16 protein-coding genes and 1 pseudogene are annotated in these 16,109 nt (G+C 37.9%); 7 read left to right on the top strand and 10 right to left on the bottom strand.

The features are described from left to right. Nucleotides 1-6 precede the first annotated feature (6 nt). The 3 genes from miaA (at nucleotide 7) to IO68_RS33030 (ending at nucleotide 2,494) form a co-directional block, all read left to right on the top strand. On the top strand, nucleotides 7-951 hold the full coding sequence (miaA, locus tag IO68_RS33020) for a tRNA (adenosine(37)-N6)-dimethylallyltransferase MiaA (RefSeq protein WP_004878671.1): 945 nt from the start codon (nucleotides 7-9) through the stop codon (nucleotides 949-951). Between the two features lie 91 nt (nucleotides 952-1,042). After that, entirely contained in the window at nucleotides 1,043-1,558 is a 516-nt protein-coding gene (gene hfq, locus IO68_RS33025) for an RNA chaperone Hfq (protein ID WP_023014342.1), read from the top strand. Between the two features lie 78 nt (nucleotides 1,559-1,636). Continuing rightward, nucleotides 1,637-2,494, top strand: a complete 858-nt coding sequence (locus IO68_RS33030; RefSeq protein WP_023014343.1) for a DMT family transporter — start codon at nucleotides 1,637-1,639, stop codon at nucleotides 2,492-2,494. A gap of 44 nt (nucleotides 2,495-2,538) precedes the next feature. Here IO68_RS33030 and nfsB read toward each other — a convergent pair whose 3' ends face one another. The 3 genes from nfsB to IO68_RS33045 form a co-directional block, all read right to left on the bottom strand. After that, nucleotides 2,539-3,192: an oxygen-insensitive NAD(P)H nitroreductase gene (gene nfsB / locus IO68_RS33035; RefSeq protein WP_023014344.1), complete on the bottom strand. Its 654-nt coding sequence runs from the start codon at nucleotides 3,190-3,192 to the stop codon at nucleotides 2,539-2,541. 157 nt (nucleotides 3,193-3,349) lie between these two features. After that, nucleotides 3,350-4,066: a UDP-2,3-diacylglucosamine diphosphatase gene (locus tag IO68_RS33040; protein WP_023014345.1), complete on the bottom strand. Its 717-nt coding sequence runs from the start codon at nucleotides 4,064-4,066 to the stop codon at nucleotides 3,350-3,352. Between the two features lie 86 nt (nucleotides 4,067-4,152). Continuing rightward, a complete protein-coding gene (locus tag IO68_RS33045; RefSeq protein ID WP_004878677.1) occupies nucleotides 4,153-4,662 on the bottom strand; it encodes a peptidylprolyl isomerase in 510 nt (169 codons plus the stop codon). Between the two features lie 166 nt (nucleotides 4,663-4,828). Between IO68_RS33045 and IO68_RS33050 the strand changes: the two genes are divergently transcribed. Next, nucleotides 4,829-6,556, top strand: coding sequence for a glutamine--tRNA ligase/YqeY domain fusion protein (locus IO68_RS33050; protein WP_023014346.1), 1,728 nt, complete (start codon nucleotides 4,829-4,831; stop codon nucleotides 6,554-6,556). A 69-nt stretch (nucleotides 6,557-6,625) separates the two neighbouring features. Here IO68_RS33050 and IO68_RS34385 read toward each other — a convergent pair whose 3' ends face one another. The 7 genes from IO68_RS34385 to IO68_RS33080 form a co-directional block, all read right to left on the bottom strand. After that, nucleotides 6,626-6,739, bottom strand: coding sequence for a hypothetical protein (locus tag IO68_RS34385; RefSeq protein ID WP_023014347.1), 114 nt, complete (start codon nucleotides 6,737-6,739; stop codon nucleotides 6,626-6,628). A 202-nt stretch (nucleotides 6,740-6,941) separates the two neighbouring features. Further along, nucleotides 6,942-7,652 (bottom strand): glutamine amidotransferase, encoded by a 711-nt coding sequence (locus tag IO68_RS33055; protein WP_023014348.1) that lies wholly within the window; start codon nucleotides 7,650-7,652, stop codon nucleotides 6,942-6,944. A gap of 48 nt (nucleotides 7,653-7,700) precedes the next feature. Further along, nucleotides 7,701-8,258, bottom strand: a complete 558-nt coding sequence (locus IO68_RS33060) for a GNAT family N-acetyltransferase (protein ID WP_023014349.1) — start codon at nucleotides 8,256-8,258, stop codon at nucleotides 7,701-7,703. Between the two features lie 26 nt (nucleotides 8,259-8,284). Continuing rightward, on the bottom strand, nucleotides 8,285-9,097 hold the full coding sequence (gene eutC / locus IO68_RS33065) for an ethanolamine ammonia-lyase subunit EutC (RefSeq protein WP_023014350.1): 813 nt from the start codon (nucleotides 9,095-9,097) through the stop codon (nucleotides 8,285-8,287). A gap of 10 nt (nucleotides 9,098-9,107) precedes the next feature. Then, entirely contained in the window at nucleotides 9,108-10,493 is a 1,386-nt protein-coding gene (locus IO68_RS33070) for an ethanolamine ammonia-lyase subunit EutB (protein ID WP_023014351.1), read from the bottom strand. A gap of 15 nt (nucleotides 10,494-10,508) precedes the next feature. Next, complete coding sequence (eat, locus tag IO68_RS33075) at nucleotides 10,509-11,951, bottom strand: ethanolamine permease (RefSeq protein WP_023014352.1); 1,443 nt, start codon at nucleotides 11,949-11,951, stop codon at nucleotides 10,509-10,511. A 297-nt stretch (nucleotides 11,952-12,248) separates the two neighbouring features. After that, entirely contained in the window at nucleotides 12,249-13,214 is a 966-nt protein-coding gene (locus IO68_RS33080; RefSeq protein ID WP_023014353.1) for an alpha/beta hydrolase, read from the bottom strand. Nucleotides 13,215-13,374: 160 nt separating this feature from the next. Between IO68_RS33080 and IO68_RS33085 the strand changes: the two genes are divergently transcribed. From IO68_RS33085 to IO68_RS33765, 3 genes and pseudogenes are all read left to right on the top strand, one after another. Further along, complete coding sequence (locus IO68_RS33085) at nucleotides 13,375-15,087, top strand: AAA family ATPase (RefSeq protein ID WP_023014354.1); 1,713 nt, start codon at nucleotides 13,375-13,377, stop codon at nucleotides 15,085-15,087. A gap of 9 nt (nucleotides 15,088-15,096) precedes the next feature. Further along, nucleotides 15,097-15,459 carry a 5-carboxymethyl-2-hydroxymuconate Delta-isomerase gene (locus IO68_RS33090; RefSeq protein WP_023014355.1) on the top strand — a complete coding sequence of 121 codons (363 nt, stop codon included), beginning with the start codon at nucleotides 15,097-15,099 and terminating at the stop codon, nucleotides 15,457-15,459. 136 nt (nucleotides 15,460-15,595) lie between these two features. After that, nucleotides 15,596-16,109 (top strand): annotated as a pseudogene (locus tag IO68_RS33765) (contractile injection system protein, VgrG/Pvc8 family); the annotation flags it as partial.

The raw sequence follows: 16,109 nt of genomic DNA on the forward strand, positions 1-16,109 counted from the left end.
TTGTACATGTCAAATCAATTGCCCGTCATCAATTTAATGGGGCCTACCGCAAGTGGTAAAACTGCATTGGCATGTGAACTCTATGAGCGTGGTAATTTTGAACTAATTTCTGTTGATTCAGCCTTAGTTTATAAAGATATGGATATTGGTACAGCGAAACCAACCAAGGAAGAACAAGCACTTTATCCACATCATTTGATTGATATTATTACACCGTTGGAAGTGTATTCTGCAGCACAATTTGTCGAGGATGTTTGTCCTTTGATTGATGATATGCATGAGCGTGGGAAAACTCCCGTTCTCGTTGGTGGGACAATGTTATATTTCAAAGCACTGTTAGAGGGGCTTGCTGATAATTTACCAAATGCTGACCAAAATGTTCGTGATGCAATTACGGAAAAAGCGGAGCAGGAAGGGTGGCAGGCTGTCTATGATGAATTGGTTGCAGTAGATCCAATCGCTGGTCAAAAATTTAAAGTCTCTGATAAGCAAAGAATTATTCGCGCACTTGAAGTATATCGAATTACAGGTGAGCCAATAACAAAGTTACAGGCTGAACAACCTAAAAATCAACCTTACCGTTACACTTTTCATAACTACGCTTTGATGCCTGATCGGTTAGAATTACATAAACGCATTGAGCAAAGATTGAGCAAAATGTGGGAAATCGGTTTTTTAAATGAAGTGGAGGGCCTAATTGTAAAATACGATTTAAATGATAATTTACCGTCTATGCGGTCTGTTGGTTATCGTCAAGCTTTAGATTTTTTACTAAAAAGTGACTTAAGTCTCGAAAATAAAGTAGAAATGGAGAACAAGGCGCTGTTTGCAACACGGCAACTGGCCAAACGTCAATACACTTGGTTACGTTCTTTGCAAGAAATACACGATTTTAAAACTTACGTGACGATAAAGCAGGCGAAAGAAGACTTGCGAAACTTCTTTGGATAAAGCAAAATTCGCAGGCTGTCTTTTTATAATTTTTAGTTGAAAAATAAAGATAGTTTTTTTGCGCTGATTTAAAAATTTTTTGGAGTTAAAAATGTCTAAAGGTCAAACTTTACAAGATCCGTTCTTAAATTCTCTCCGTAAAGAACGTATTCCAGTTTCTATTTTCCTTGTGAACGGTATTAAATTGCAGGGGCATATTGAGTCTTTCGATCAATATGTTGTTTTATTAAAAAACACTGTAAGTCAAATGGTTTATAAACACGCGATTTCTACAGTCGTTCCAGCACGTAACCCACGTCCAGCTGGTGCTCAAGGTACTGGTGGCTTCCCTGCTCAAGGTGGTGCTACAGGTGGCTTCGGTGGCGGTCAAGGCGGCGGCTTCGGTGGCGGTCAAGGCGGTGGCTTTGGTGGCGGTCAAGGCAGCGGCTTCGGTGGTCAAGGTGGCTTCGGTGGTCAAGGTGGCTTCGGTGGTCAAGGTGGCTTCGGTGGTCAAGGTGGCTTCGGTGGTCAAGGCGGCTTTGGTGGTCAAGGCGGCTTTGGTGGTCAAGGCGGCTTCGACGGCGAAACTAAATTTGAAGATGGTCAAGAAGACGAAAATAATCGTTAATTGATTGATGATCTTTAAAAATGCCAGTCTAATTATAGACTGGCATTTTTTTATGTTTAAAAAGTAAGAATAAATACTATGGAAATGATTATTGCGGCAGCATGTTGTAGCGTTCTAGTCTCAATTTTATTGAAATATCTAAAGACCAAAGGGTTTGATGTCTTTCAAATGATTGCTTGGAATTATCTAAGCGCAAGTATTTTATGTTTTTACTGGTTTAAGACAGATCTCACACATGTTTCAATTCAAAATACACCGTGGTGGCTCATATTCACTTTGGCAATATTGCTGCCAAGTATTTTTCTATGTTTAGCCAAATCATTACAATTCGCGGGTATTCTTAAAACAGAAATTGCTCAACGTCTAGCGGTTATTCTTTCCTTATTAGCAGCGTATTTTATTTTTGGTGAACAATTTAGCCAATTAAAATTAATAGGTGTTGTTCTTGGTGTGCTTGCAATATTGGCAATTATTGTTGGGCAGGCAACAGAACAGGCCAATAAAGGATTAAGCTTAAAGTCAGCTTTGTTTCTATTCAGTGTATGGGCGGGTTATGCGGCAGTAGATGTACTACTTAAATATAGTAGTAGTCTGGGTTTGCAGTTTGCAGTCACGTTGAATTTAACATTTATTGCTGCCTTCATTTTATCGATTGCTTATATTGCGATTACACAAGCGAACTGGCAGCCTAAAAACATTTTTACAGGTTTATTTTTGGGAATATTAAATTTTGCCAATATCGCTTTATATGTTAAAGCACATATGATTTTTAAAGAAACGCCTGCGATTGTCTTTGCTGGAATGAATATTCTCGTTGTTGTTTTAGGTGTATTGAGTGGAGTTGTATTGTTCAAAGAGCGAATAAAAGCATATACATGGATTGGATTAGTTTGTGGCGTGATTGCAGTATTATGTTTAGCCAAAGCTATGATGTAATAAAAATAAGGGAGTAAAATGAATAACTCCCTTGTTCTGATTCATTATAAACGAGTAAACACTACGTCATCTGCTAAGCGTGATTTAGGTAGTTTGGCATTAAAATCGCTATCACTGTGATAGCCTAATGCAACAATCACTGAGGCTTTTAAACCTTTTTCTGTCAATCCAAATTCTTTATTGATTGTATCGCGATCAAAACCTTCCATTGGTGTCGCATCAATACTTTCTAATCCTGCCGCAAAAAGCAATTGACCAAGTGCAAGATAGGTTTGGTTTTCCATCCATGCTGAAAGATTTTTGAGTTCATTGCGATAGAATTCGACATAGCCAGAACGAGTATCTTGTTGACCTTGTTTAGCTGTTTCATCTTTAAATCGTCCACTTGCATCATCTTGTTGTAATAATTGTTCTAAATATTCAGGTGTAATATCTGTACGAGTACAAAAGATGATGGTGTGTGATGAGTTCAAGACTTTGGCTGCATTGTAAATATATTTACCCGTGAGTCCTGAAGCAATGCGCTGTTTGGCTTCATCAGATTCTGCAACTAAAAAATGCCATGGTTGAATATTTACCGAAGAAGGGCTAAAGCGCAAAATTTCAAGTAGCTTTTCAAATTGTTCTTTTGGAATCTTTTTCTCTGTGTCATAAGCTTTTGTCGCATAACGTGTTTTTGCTGTAGCTAAAGTATCCATCAGAAATTAACTCAATTTAAAAATTTAATTTATTTTACTTGATCTATATTTCACTGAAAGTAGTGAAATGTGATTTCTATATAGATTTAAGTCGTATGTGCAAAGTTTTAGCTGACTTGAATAAAAGTGATGTATTAAATTGCAGAATAAAATTTTCTTAATAGTGCCACTGTTTAAAATCTAAATGATAATTTTCTAGTGGATTGATTTCTAAAATCCACGCTGAATCAGCACGCCAATCTCCTAAGACAATACGTTGCTTATTATCAACTTGGTGGATTTCTGGACGGTGAGTATGACCGTGAATTAAATAATCAACTTGATCGATCAAGCACTCTACTGCATGAGCATTCACATCCATGATGTCATAACTTTTCAGCTGCTTGGTTTGGCTACTTTTTTTGCGAAAACCATTGGCTAGTTTTTGTCGAAAACTAAGTGGTGTGCGCTTTATGAAACCCAACAAAACTGGATTACGAATCACTTTACGGAAACGCTGATATGCCACATCATCAGTACAGAGCGCATCGCCATGTTCAAGACGAAATTTTTTATGGTGAATGTCAAGTGTATAAACGTCTGGTAATAGAATACCATTAAATTTATTTAAGAATTTTTGTCCCAAAGCGAAATCACGATTACCAACTTGGAAGTACACTTGATTTCCGTCATTGGTGAAACTTTGTAATGCTTGAATGATTTCATCTAACCATGGAGCTGTGTAGTCATCACCAATCCATGCATTAAACCAATCACCTAAAATATAAAGTTGGGTGTTTTTATCTTGATATTGTTGCAATAAAGCCAAAAACCCTCGAGCGAGTCGAGGGTGATCAGGTGACAAGTGTAAATCTGAAATAAACAGGTAGGTCACACTTTTATCCTTTTTAAATCTCCCTAAATCCCTCTTTCTTAAAGAGAGACTTTCCTCCCTTTATAAAGGGAGGTTAGGAGGGATTATTATTCAGAGATAATTTTAGCAGATTCAATCACAACGTTTTCTAAAGGAACATCAGCGTGATAACCGCGGTTACCAGTACGAACGCCTTTAATCTCGCCTACAATGTCCATACCTTCAACAACTTTACCAAATACTGCATAACCCCAGCCTTGAGCTGTTTTACCAGTGTGGTTTAAGAAAGAGTTGTTTTTCACGTTAATAAAGAACTGAGCAGAAGCAGAGTGAGGTGCTTGTGTGCGCGCCATTGCGATTGTACCTTCATCGTTGCTTAAGCCATTGTCAGCTTCGTTTTCGATTGAGTCACGCGTTGCTTTTTCTTTAAAGTTTTCATCCATGCCACCGCCTTGGATCATAAAACCATCAATCACACGGTGGAAAATTACGCCGTCATAGAAACCGTCACGTACATATTCTAAGAAATTTGCAACCGTTTTTGGTGCTTTTTCAGCGTTAAGCTCAAGAACAATACGACCTTTGTTGGTATTTAATTCGACTTGAGGAAAACTCATTACATTAATCTCCTAAACATGGTCTTGTGACCATGGGTTTTTGGTTGAGAGAAGCATAAGCAAACTGTAAACTACAAGGCAAGTAAAAAACGTTAAAATCTTTGAGAAAAAGCAAAGATTGCGTTTTTATGTCCTATTTTTAACAGTAAGAAGTGATTTACTCCCTATGAAGCCAAATGATGTTGTTTCAGAACTGCCAAAAACCCCGACACCGAACACCCAAGCCATTGTCGATGCTGAGCAGCAAGAACAACAGGTAGGCTTAGATTTTGTACGTCAAGTCATTACTGATGATTTAAAAGATGGACGTACGCAAAAAGTTGTTACACGTTTCCCTCCTGAGCCAAATGGTTATTTACATATTGGTCATGTCAAAGCAATTTGTTTGAACTTTGGTATTGCTGAGGAATTTGATGGGTTATGTAACTTACGTTTTGACGATACTAACCCAGATGCTGAAGAACAAGAATATGTTGATGGTATCGCCAACGATGTGAAATGGTTAGGTTTTAACTGGAATGGCGAGCCTCGCTATGCCTCAGGTTATTTTGATCAACTGTATGCATGGGCTGTTCAGTTGATTGAACAAGGTGATGCTTATGTTGATTTGCAAACTCCAGAAGAAATTAAGCTGAATCGCGGTAATTTCGTTGAGCCGGGTAAAAACTCACCTTATCGCGATGCTTCTGTTGAAGAGAATCTTGCGCGCTTTGAACAAATGCGTAATGGTGAAATCAAAGAAGGCGGTGCTGTACTACGTGCCAAGATTGATATGGCGAGTCCGAATGTACACATGCGTGACCCGATTCTTTATCGTGTGCTTCATTCAGAACATCACCAAACAGGCGATAAATGGAAAATTTATCCAATGTATGACTATGCTCATCCATTATCTGACGCGATTGAGGGTATTACTCATTCACTCTGTACTTTAGAATTCCAAGACCACCGTCCATTCTATGATTGGATTGTAGAAAAAGTTCATTCTCAGGCTGTACCGCGTCAGTATGAATCTTCTCGTTTAAATGTGGATTATACGATCACCTCTAAACGTAAATTGCGTAAACTAGTTGAAGGCAATTATGTACAAGGGTGGGATGACCCACGTATGCCAACTGTCGTTGGGATGCGACGTCGTGGTTTCACACCTGAAGGTTTACGTGATTTCTGTAAGCGTGTTGGCGTATCAAAAACGGATGGTATTGTTGATGTAGCGATGCTTGAGTTCTGTATTCGTCAGTCTTTAGAAAATGCAGCAGCTCGTGGTATGGCGGTGCTTGATCCATTGAAAGTAACGTTAACTAATTTGCCAGAAGAATTAGATTTAACGCATAAACGTCATCCGAATGTAGATATGGGCGAGCGTGTTATTCCATTAACACGAGAAATTTATATTGATCGTAAAGATTTTGAAGAAGTACCGCCAAAAGGCTTTAAGCGTTTAATACCAGAAGGTGAGGTGCGTTTACGCCATGCTTATGTGATCAAATGTGATGAAGTGATTAAAGATGCAAGTGGTGAAATCATTGAACTAAAATGTTCAATTGATCCTGAAACTTTAGGTAAAAATCCTGAAGGACGTAAGGTGAAAGGGGTGATTCATTGGGTATCTGCGAGCAAAGGTGTACCTGCTGAGGTGCGCATTTATGATCGTTTATTTACTGAAGCTGCGCCAGATGCAGATGATGATTTCTTAGCGCACCTAAATCCTGAATCATTAAAAGTGGTTCAAGCGGTGATTGAACCTGCTTTGGCACAAGCAAAACCAGAAGATCGCTTCCAATTTGAACGTGAAGGTTATTTTGTCGCGGATCAACATGATCACAATCCAGAGAAACCTGTGTTTAATCGTATTTTAGATTTAAAAGATAGTTTTAAAATCGACAAGAAGTAAATAAAAAAGGGAGCATTAAATGCTCCCTTTTTTATTATTTCAAAGCTAATTGAATAATAAAGAATATTATTAACTTGGATTGATATGATAGAAATAAACAATTAAGGTAACTAATAATAAAACAGCTAAACCAAGATAAGTATTAACAGTGTTGAAACTTTTGATAAATTTTAAGATGTTCATTTCTATACCACAAAAAAATATTCGATAAATGTAAAATTTTAGTTACATTTCATTAGATATTGTAACAATATTGGTTGTTTTTGCAATATTCTCACTATTGTAACTCAAGAATTGCATTAAATAATTTGTTAATATTAATAACTATTCTTATTTATAAAAGTGTAAATTCACCTCGAAAAAAACAAGATATTTATTACTATTTCTACATAGTACGCGATATAAAACTGTTCATGATATGAGAAGTCATATCCTCTAACCGTTTGGCGTATTTTCGATTATCACTCCTCAATTGTTGAACTGATAGCTGAGCATTACGTATTTCACAAGTATGCCCAATTAGCCATTTTTCGAAGCTTTCTTCAAGAACTTCTAAATGAAATTGTAGTGCTAAAATATTTTTTCCAATGGAAAAGGCTTGATTTGGATACATTGCAGAACTTGCGAGTAAGGTCGCATTCTCTGGTAAATCAAAAGTATCTCCATGCCAATGCAATACTTTTGTATCTTTAAGTGGCGATAAAATATTCTGTTCTACCTTTTTGATTTCTAATTCACTCCATCCTATTTCTTTTTGTTCACCTGCATAAACGTTTGCACCTAGCGCATGTGCAATTAATTGAGCACCAAGACAAATACCAATCGTTGGCTTATCGTCTTTTAAGCGTTGTCTCAAACCAGAGATTTCGTCAATTAAGAATGGGTAGTCTTCTGTTTCATAGACTCCAATTGGACCACCTAGAATAATTGTGAGACCTTCATAATTAAGCGCTGGACCGAGATCATCAACGCCAGCTTCAAAATAACGAACACGGAAACCGAGCTGATAAAATACGTCTTCTAATGAACCTAAGTCTTCGAATGCTAGATGTTGAATTGCATAGATTGTTTTAGGAAATGATGTATTCAAGTTCATAGAAATATTTCTTATGTCAGGTGTATTTGGGGACTACTTGTAAGGCAATTAATCTGAATGACTGTTCCAATCAGATCGAAGTAAGCCATAGTGTAGCAAATCATGAAACTGATTTGACCAATAACCTGCTTCTCTGTGATGACCTTCATATTTAAAAGCTAAATTTTCAGCTAAGCGAAGTGATGGATAATTCTTAGGATGGATAAATGCTTCAATTCGATTGAGTTTCATGTGTGCAAAACCCCAAGTAATCATGGTCTTTAATGCTTCAGTCATGTATCCATGACCCCACGCAGAGGATGAGAGTTCATAACCAATTCTACATTTCTTCCAATCAGGCTCCCATTTGAATAAGCCACAGGTTCCAATCAATTGATCACTTTCTTGGGTTTGTATACCCCAGCGAGTTGCAGGGTTCGGGTGTGTTCTCCAGTCTGCAAAAATTTGAACATATTTTTGAGCTTCTGATATGGATCGAATAGGGTCTGCACCAAACCAACGCATTGCCTCGGCATTTGAATAAATTTCAAAAAGTTGAGGAACATCATCCATCACAATTTCACGTAGTAATAGTCTTTCAGTAGATAAAATTGGAAAAGGTGTCATCGTATTCTACTTCTAAAAATATGGTATTAGAAAAGGAGCTTAGGTTGATCTATATGTTGAAACTCTGGGACTTGATGCTCATCTTTTAAGTCCACGCCTGATAAGCCAAGTCGTTTTGATTCTTTCATTAAATTCATCAGCCTTTGCGTAGCGATTGGAATGCTCAAGCCTGCTGGACGAACATTTGAAATACAATTGCGTGCTGAATCGAGACATCCTGTGCGGGCATGCCATGTATAGTAAATTCCCATGCTATCTGGCGAGCTTAGACCCGGGCGTTCTCCAATTAGCATAACCAACATGGATGCTTTGAAAATCTGAGCAACATCATCACCTAATGCAACTCGGCTACCTGTTGCTAAAACAATTGGTGCAACACTCCAACCTTCTTGCTGAATATATTTGTTTAGAGACAAAATAAAGGGGATCGCATTTGCTTCAATCGCACGTGCAGAGAGTCCATCACCGACAACAATACAAACATCATAGGGTTGTGAATCAATAGATTGCTCAATAAGTATTTGTTTTGAGTGCTCTGAAAGCTGTCGTCCTAAGTCTGGTCGTTTTAGATATGTTTCTTTATTTTCTGCATTGCTGTTTACATGATAGCTTTGTAGTGAATGATCTTTTAATTGCTCAGTTAAATAGGCTGTATTCAGGTTCTGATAAACTGCATCTTGAGCTTGCGCATGCGAAAGTTGAAACTCAAGTAGCGCTTGAGTTGGGATGCTGCAACCTGCACGACCAAGCGCAATTCGAGCATCCGTAAATTGTTTCAGTTTTTCCCACTGATCTTGATGTAGATGTGCAGGATATTGAATATCACGATCAAGTTTCATCGGCATTCTCCTAATTCATCAGTAATCGTGAAAATTTTTCTGGCATATGATCAGACCAACAAATTTGCGCATGTTGCTGTTTAAAAATGCCTTGTTGTTCTAACCAAGCTGAAAACTCAGGGGCAGGTTTTAAGCCCAAAAGTTGTCTTAAGTACAACGCATCATGGAATGATGTAGTTTGATAATTCAGCATTACGTCATCAGAACCAGGGATACCCATAATAAAATTAAGTCCAGCCGCACCGAAAAGGGTGAGGAGTACATCCATATCGTTCTGATCTGCATCTGCGTGGTTGGTATAACAAATATCACAGCCCATCGGTAAACCGAGTAATTTCCCACAAAAATGATCTTCTAAACCTGCACGGATAATTTGTTTACCATTGTAGAGATACTCGGGGCCGATAAAGCCTACAACTGTGTTAACCAGCAATGGTTTATATTTTCGAGCAACAGCATAAGCACGTGTTTCAAGTGTTTGTTGATCAACACCATGATGTGCATTACTGGATAGAGCACTGCCTTGTCCAGTTTCAAAATACATGACATTTTGCCCTAATGTCCCTCGATTCAGTGCTAGTGTTGCCTCATAGCCTTCTTGTAATAAATCAAGTGAAATCCCAAATCCTTGATTGGCTCGTTGTGTTCCTGCAATAGATTGGAACATTAGATCAATGGGTACATTCTTTTCAGCCAGTTGGATACCTGAACTGATATGTGTCAGAACACATGACTGCGTGGGGATTTGATACTCTTGAATGACGTGATCAAGTAGTTTTAACAACTCTGTAATATTATGCAAATTGTCTGTTGCGGGATTAATTCCTATCACCGCATCGCCATTACCATACATTAAACCATCTAAAATACTCGCTGAAATACCAAGTGCATCGTCAGTTGGATGGTTAGGCTGTAACCGAGTCGATAAATGACCTTTTAGCCCAATGGTATTGCGGAACTGAGTGACGACTTCACATTTGCTTGCGACATAAATTAAATCTTGATTGCGCATGATTTTACTGACCGCAGCAACCATTTCTGGTGTAAGTCCTGAAGCAAGCTGAGATAATGTTTCAGTTGTCGCTTGTTCGCTCAACAACCAATTCCTAAAGTCCCCCACAGTGAAATGAGAGATTGCAGCAAAAGCATATTGATTGTGCTCATCAATAATCAAGCGTGTGATTTCATCTATGTCGTAACCAACTACCGTTTCATTGAGAAAGGTTTTTAGTGGTACATCCGCTAAAGCCATTTGAGCAGCAACACGCTCTGTTGCATCAAGTGCAGCAACCCCTGCCAATTCATCACCAGAGCGTAAAGGTGTTGCTTTTGCCATCAATGTTTTTAAATCAGTGAAATGATATTGTTGATTGGCAACCATAATTCGATAGCTCATTGTGATTTCCTTATATTATTTGGCTTCTTGTTCTGCTGCCTTGATATTGGCAAACTCTTCTTCTGGCGTACCTTTAATTAAATGATAGCGGCTATAGAATAAAAAGTAAGCAATAAAGCAAGCGTAGATTGCAGCTGCGATAAACCAAACTTTAGGATTCACCACGAAACCTGCAACAACCGCAGCAATGGCAAGCACTAAGGCAATGATTGAAGTAAAAATGCCCCCAGGTGTTTTGTAAGGACGTGGCATATCAGGTTTAGATAAGCGTAATTTGATATGCGCAAGTAACATCAGCACATAAGAAATGGTTGCACCAAATACAGCAATTAAAATAAGAGAGTCGCCTTCACGAGTGAGAGAAAGAAAAAAACCGATAATTCCGGGGATAATAATGGCTAAATAGGGGGCTTTGTTTTTATTGGTAAGTGATAACGAGGTTGGTAAATATCCTGCACGAGACAGAGCGAAAATTTGACGAGAATAAGCATATATAATTGAGAAAAAACTCGCAATTAAACCAGCCAAACCCACGAAATTAACAAAGGTTGCTAACCATGTTTCTGTTCCATAGACTTTGGTCAATGCATCAACTAAAGGTGCGCCTGAGTTTTGTAATGTACTTGCACCAGCAGCGCCAGCCCCTAAGACTAAGATCAAGATTGCGAAAGCTGTTAAGATCAACATCGCACCAATTAGACCTCTAGGTAAAGATTTTGCAGGGTCTTTGGCTTCTTCAGCAGCCAATGGAACACCTTCGACTGCAAGAAAAAACCAAATGGCAAATGGAACAGCCGCCCAAATACCTAAATAGCCTTGTGGAAGGAATGCGCTTGCACCTGTTGCCGTGGTGGTCGGAATATCAAATAAATTCTGTAAGCTAAAATGTGGTGCCATTGCCGCAACAAATACCACCAGAGCAATGACCGCGATTAAAGTAATTGCAAACATGATTTTAAGTGCTTCACCAGCACCTTTTAAATGAATACCCATAAAGAGTAAATAGCAGCTTAAATACACTATCCAACCGTTGAGACCAAACAGGGATTCACAATAGCCACCGATAAAAACAGCAATCGCAGCGGGTGCAATGGCATACTCAATTAAAATGGCTGTTCCTGTTAAATAACCTCCGAATGGTCCAAAAGCAGCACGAGCAAAACTATAACCACCGCCTGCGGTTGGCATCATTGTCGCCATTTCCGACATGGATAGACATAAACATAGATACATGATTGCAACGAGGATGGTCGCAACAAACATACCACCCCAACCACCTTGGGCAATCCCAAAATTCCAGCCTGCAAAATCACCTGAAATGACATAGGCAACACCTAAGCCAATGAGGAGAAGCCAACCGACTGTACCTTGTTTGAGTTGACGTTGAGAAAAATACTCAGCCGATGAAATTTCTGCGCTTGACGAAGAAGGGGCAGATACAGAGTTCGCTTGTTCCATACAACTTTACTCCTCAGAGTGAATTTGTATCAAACAGTGCAAAAGTAATGCCTAAATTTAGATGTGCTGATTTATTTTTAGGTTTTTTTATTCCAAATGGTAAAAATAAAAGTTTTTTCTCTTTTCATTTGAGAGTTTATATCAGTTACCAATAGGCAGATTTATTTGAGAAAAGGATAAATGCAAAAAAAAGTAGGAAATTTTGAATAATATACTTTGTGGTGCTCAAATATGGTGCGAAATATTAAAAAAAGAACTCCAAAACAGGTTTTTGGAGTTCCCTCATAAAAATTAATTCTAGTTAATCTTTTGCTCTAACCATTGAAAGAGCTGCTGATATACTTCCGCTCGAACAGCGGGTGCTGACAGTACAAGATCATGTAGCCCATTATGAATTGCTAAAGTCTGCACATCACCTTGCATTTTTTTAGCATTATCGGTCATGTCTTTAACATCTAGAATAACGTCGCTTTGTTGCGCATCCGTACCCCATTTACGAGGGTATTTAGACTGGTGCGAATGCATAATCAGTGTAGGGACTTTTAGACTAACACCTTTATGGATTTCTTTTTGTGCCTCGTGAATTGCTGTAACAAAACAGAGATCCACAAAAGGCATGGTTTTAGGCTTCCAATCCAGATTGAAATCCCATTCGCCGTAAAAATCTTTATGCAAACTTGGTGTGTACCATTTATTTAAGCCACTTGGAAATTTGGCATTCGGTAACCGTTTACCAACCTCACTGAGTAAAGGAATGCCAACTTTTTTCTCAATAACACTTTTATAAAAATCATAAAAAGGACTATTTGCCCAAACTGCTTTAATGAGGCGGTGATCAGGGTAATGTGCTGCATAAAGTGTTGTAATCAGACCACCTGTTGAATGCCCAGCAAGCAAGACTTGATTGTGATTTTCTTGACCAATAATTTCGAGTGCTTTACTGATTTCAGCATCGTACTCTCTCAAATCAAGCACATAGTAAAGTTTTTGATGAGCGAGTTTAGAGCGACCATATTTTCTTAGATCGAGTGCATAGAAATCATAACCATGTTGATTAAATTGCTCAGCCATTTCTTTTTGAAAGAAATAATCGGCAAAACCATGGATATAGAGAACGGCTTTTTTCGTTGCTAATGCGGCTTTCTTTCGGATCAAAGTCGCAACAACTTTTCCATCATAATCATCAGCAAAATCTAAGGTCATTTGCTGATAATCTTCACCTAATATATCTGTTTGATATGTATTGAGATTTGAGCTATTCATTTTTATATATCAAGTCTGAATTCATTAACAAACACATTAAATGAAAACCTTCGTATGTCAATGTAAAAGTGAGGCATGATGAGTTTTCTCCATGACATAGATTTTTATTTTCCATAAAAAATCGTTAAGCTATGTGCTGTTGTTTTTGACTGAAGAAATTATGAAACAAGAGACTGCACTCAAGTTACTTAAAGCTGGGGAAAATGTTTTTTTAACGGGCTCAGCCGGTGCAGGAAAAACTTATACGTTAAATCAATACATTCATTATTTAAAAGCACGCAAAGTACCTGTTGCAATTACAGCTTCAACGGGTATCGCTGCAACGCATATGAATGGGATGACTATTCATACATGGGCAGGAATTGGAATCAAAGATAGCTTGAGTGATGATGATCTCAAGCGGATGAAAGAGCGAAAATATTTAAAAGAGCATTTAGAAAATGCCCAAGTTTTAATTATTGATGAAATTTCAATGTTGCACGCCAAACAGCTCAATCTCGTTAATCAAGTCCTCAAATACTTTAAAGAAAGTGACGAAGCGTTTGGTGGTATTCAAGTGATTGTCGCTGGAGATTTTTTCCAGTTACCTCCTGTGGGCCGAAATGGCGAGGCCAATCGAGATAAATTTTGTTTTATGTCGGATGCTTGGGTCGAAGCAAAATTTCGTGTGTGTTACTTAACGGAGCAACATCGTCAGGATGATGAAATTCTCAACCAGATTTTAAATGCAATTCGCGCGCAAAATATTCAAGGCAATCATATTTCGGCTTTACAACAATCTCGTCAGCACGATATAGGTGAGACATTTACCCGCCTTTATACACACAATATGGATGTTGATAATATTAACTATCAGCATCTCAATGAAATCGATAATGAAAGCCACCAATTCAATGCAGTTTTAGATGGTAATGAAAAGCTGATTGAAACCTTGAAATCATCAGTTCGCGCACCAGAAGAACTTACCTTGAAAAAGCATGCCAAAGTTATGTTTGTAAAAAATAATTTTGATATGGGCTACATTAATGGCAGCTTGGGTGAAGTCATTGGATTCGAGGAAGATGATAAAAATGGTATTTTGCCTAAAGTGAAATTAACCGATGGTACAACTTTATTGGTTGAGCCAGAAACTTGGTCAATTGAAAATGAAGCAGGTAAGGTGATTGCGAGTTTTCAGCAAATTCCTTTACGTTTGGCTTGGGCGATTACCATTCATAAGAGTCAGGGTATGACCTTAGAAGCCGCAGAAATTAATCTAACGCATACTTTTGAGAAAGGTCAGGGCTACGTTGCTTTATCTCGCCTGAAGTCTCTGACTGGACTTAAATTATTAGGTTTCAATGAGCAGGCTTTAGAGCTAGACAGTTTGGCAATCAAAGCAGATCGCCGTTTTCAGGAGTTGTCTACTGAAGCTGAAACGAACTTTGAAAATATTGATTTAACCACACAACATAATGCCTTTATTCGTCATTGTGGTGGTACGTTAAATACGACGGAAATTAGTCGTAATGAGAAAAAACTCGCTAAAGGTGCGAAGCAGAATTATGCAGCTGCAACTTTAGAAGAAACACGTGCTTTATTTGAAGAAGGTTATGAGATAGAAGATATTGCACATGAGCGTGGTTTAACGCCAGCAACGATCATTAATCACCTATCTCGTTTACATAAAGAACAAGGTTTAGATATTTCTGTGGCTAATCCTGGTGATGACGTCGTGGAAGAAGTTCGTAAGATTTATAAACGTTTACATAAGCGTAAAAACCCTGAACATTTTACTGATGATGGCGCAATTAAACTCAGACCGATCGTTGAAGCAACAAGTCCAAGAATGGCTTATGATCAAGTGCGTTTAGCTTTATTATTTATTGAATAGGAGCAATAAATGCCTCATATCATTACGAATTATTCTTCTAATTTGAATAATTTAGATTCGTTGCAACTTTTGAAAGACGTAAATACTGTATTACTCAATACGATGCTATTTAGTGAGCATGATATCAAGTCACGTATTTTTAAAGATCAAAATTTTTTAATTGGTGTAAATGGAATTCAAGATGCTTATATCCATTTAAAACTCTATTTATTAAGTGGACGATCTGACGCTCAAAAAAAATCATTAGGTGAATTACTGCTCAACATCCTTGAACAGAAAAATTATTTAAAATCAAAAAACGATTTAAAAATTCAACTCTGTGTTGAGGTGATTGACATGCCTAAAGAAAATTATTTTAAGTCTACAGTATGATTGAAATTATGAGATTAATATTGAGAATTCAACAGATTAGTTAAATGGTTGCAATAAAGTAACATTAAAAATATAGACAGATTAGTCTATGGTTTATAGAATGCGCGAAATTTAAGTTAATATTAAATAACAAGAGATGTTGAATAATATATTTCGCGCATTAGATCAATTAGGCATCACCCACAAAAACGTGCCATCCATATTCAATTTTCCAATCCCATATTAAATGCTCAGGTCTTTTTACAACGTATAGACGAGCAACATGAAATCAATCAAGGCATTCGTGTAGAACTGATTTGCTTATCCACTGATGCTACGATTCCATTAAAACAATTCATTGGTAGCCAAGTCGCAGTTGACCAAGTCACCGACTCAGGACAATTGTTTCGCACCACAGGTATTATTACTCAAGCCCTACAAGGCCAATCCGACGGCAGTTTAAGCCTCTATAAACTTACACTTGAAGATCCCACCACACTTTGGAAAAAACGCCGCAATAGCCGAGTGTTTATGAATAAAACTGTGGTTAATGTTATCGAGATTGTCTTTAAAGAATGGCAACAAAAAAGCCCACTCTTCGCTGCGAGCCTAAGCCTTGATTTAAGTGGACTTAGTCAGAACTATGATGCCCGTCCCTTTATCATGCAACA

Origin of the sequence: Acinetobacter sp. COS3 (genome assembly GCF_000475335.1) — a bacterium.
Taxonomy (GTDB): Bacteria; Pseudomonadota; Gammaproteobacteria; order Pseudomonadales; family Moraxellaceae; genus Acinetobacter; species Acinetobacter venetianus.

What these genes read in the sequence shown, in the direction of transcription:
- eutC (WP_023014350.1), bottom strand. Translation starts at nt 9,097, where the DNA reads ATGAAACTTGATCGTGATATTCAATATCCTGCACATCTACATCAAGAT.
- IO68_RS33070 (WP_023014351.1), bottom strand. Translation starts at nt 10,493, where the DNA reads ATGAGCTATCGAATTATGGTTGCCAATCAACAATATCATTTCACTGAT.
- eat (WP_023014352.1), bottom strand. Translation starts at nt 11,951, where the DNA reads ATGGAACAAGCGAACTCTGTATCTGCCCCTTCTTCGTCAAGCGCAGAA.
- IO68_RS33030 (WP_023014343.1), top strand. Translation starts at nt 1,637, where the DNA reads ATGGAAATGATTATTGCGGCAGCATGTTGTAGCGTTCTAGTCTCAATT.
- IO68_RS33090 (WP_023014355.1), top strand. Translation starts at nt 15,097, where the DNA reads ATGCCTCATATCATTACGAATTATTCTTCTAATTTGAATAATTTAGAT.
- IO68_RS33060 (WP_023014349.1), bottom strand. Translation starts at nt 8,258, where the DNA reads ATGACACCTTTTCCAATTTTATCTACTGAAAGACTATTACTACGTGAA.
- IO68_RS33045 (WP_004878677.1), bottom strand. Translation starts at nt 4,662, where the DNA reads ATGAGTTTTCCTCAAGTCGAATTAAATACCAACAAAGGTCGTATTGTT.
- nfsB (WP_023014344.1), bottom strand. Translation starts at nt 3,192, where the DNA reads ATGGATACTTTAGCTACAGCAAAAACACGTTATGCGACAAAAGCTTAT.
- hfq (WP_023014342.1), top strand. Translation starts at nt 1,043, where the DNA reads ATGTCTAAAGGTCAAACTTTACAAGATCCGTTCTTAAATTCTCTCCGT.
- IO68_RS34385 (WP_023014347.1), bottom strand. Translation starts at nt 6,739, where the DNA reads ATGAACATCTTAAAATTTATCAAAAGTTTCAACACTGTTAATACTTAT.
- IO68_RS33080 (WP_023014353.1), bottom strand. Translation starts at nt 13,214, where the DNA reads ATGAATAGCTCAAATCTCAATACATATCAAACAGATATATTAGGTGAA.
- IO68_RS33085 (WP_023014354.1), top strand. Translation starts at nt 13,375, where the DNA reads ATGAAACAAGAGACTGCACTCAAGTTACTTAAAGCTGGGGAAAATGTT.
- IO68_RS33055 (WP_023014348.1), bottom strand. Translation starts at nt 7,652, where the DNA reads ATGAACTTGAATACATCATTTCCTAAAACAATCTATGCAATTCAACAT.
- IO68_RS33050 (WP_023014346.1), top strand. Translation starts at nt 4,829, where the DNA reads ATGAAGCCAAATGATGTTGTTTCAGAACTGCCAAAAACCCCGACACCG.
- miaA (WP_004878671.1), top strand. Translation starts at nt 7, where the DNA reads ATGTCAAATCAATTGCCCGTCATCAATTTAATGGGGCCTACCGCAAGT.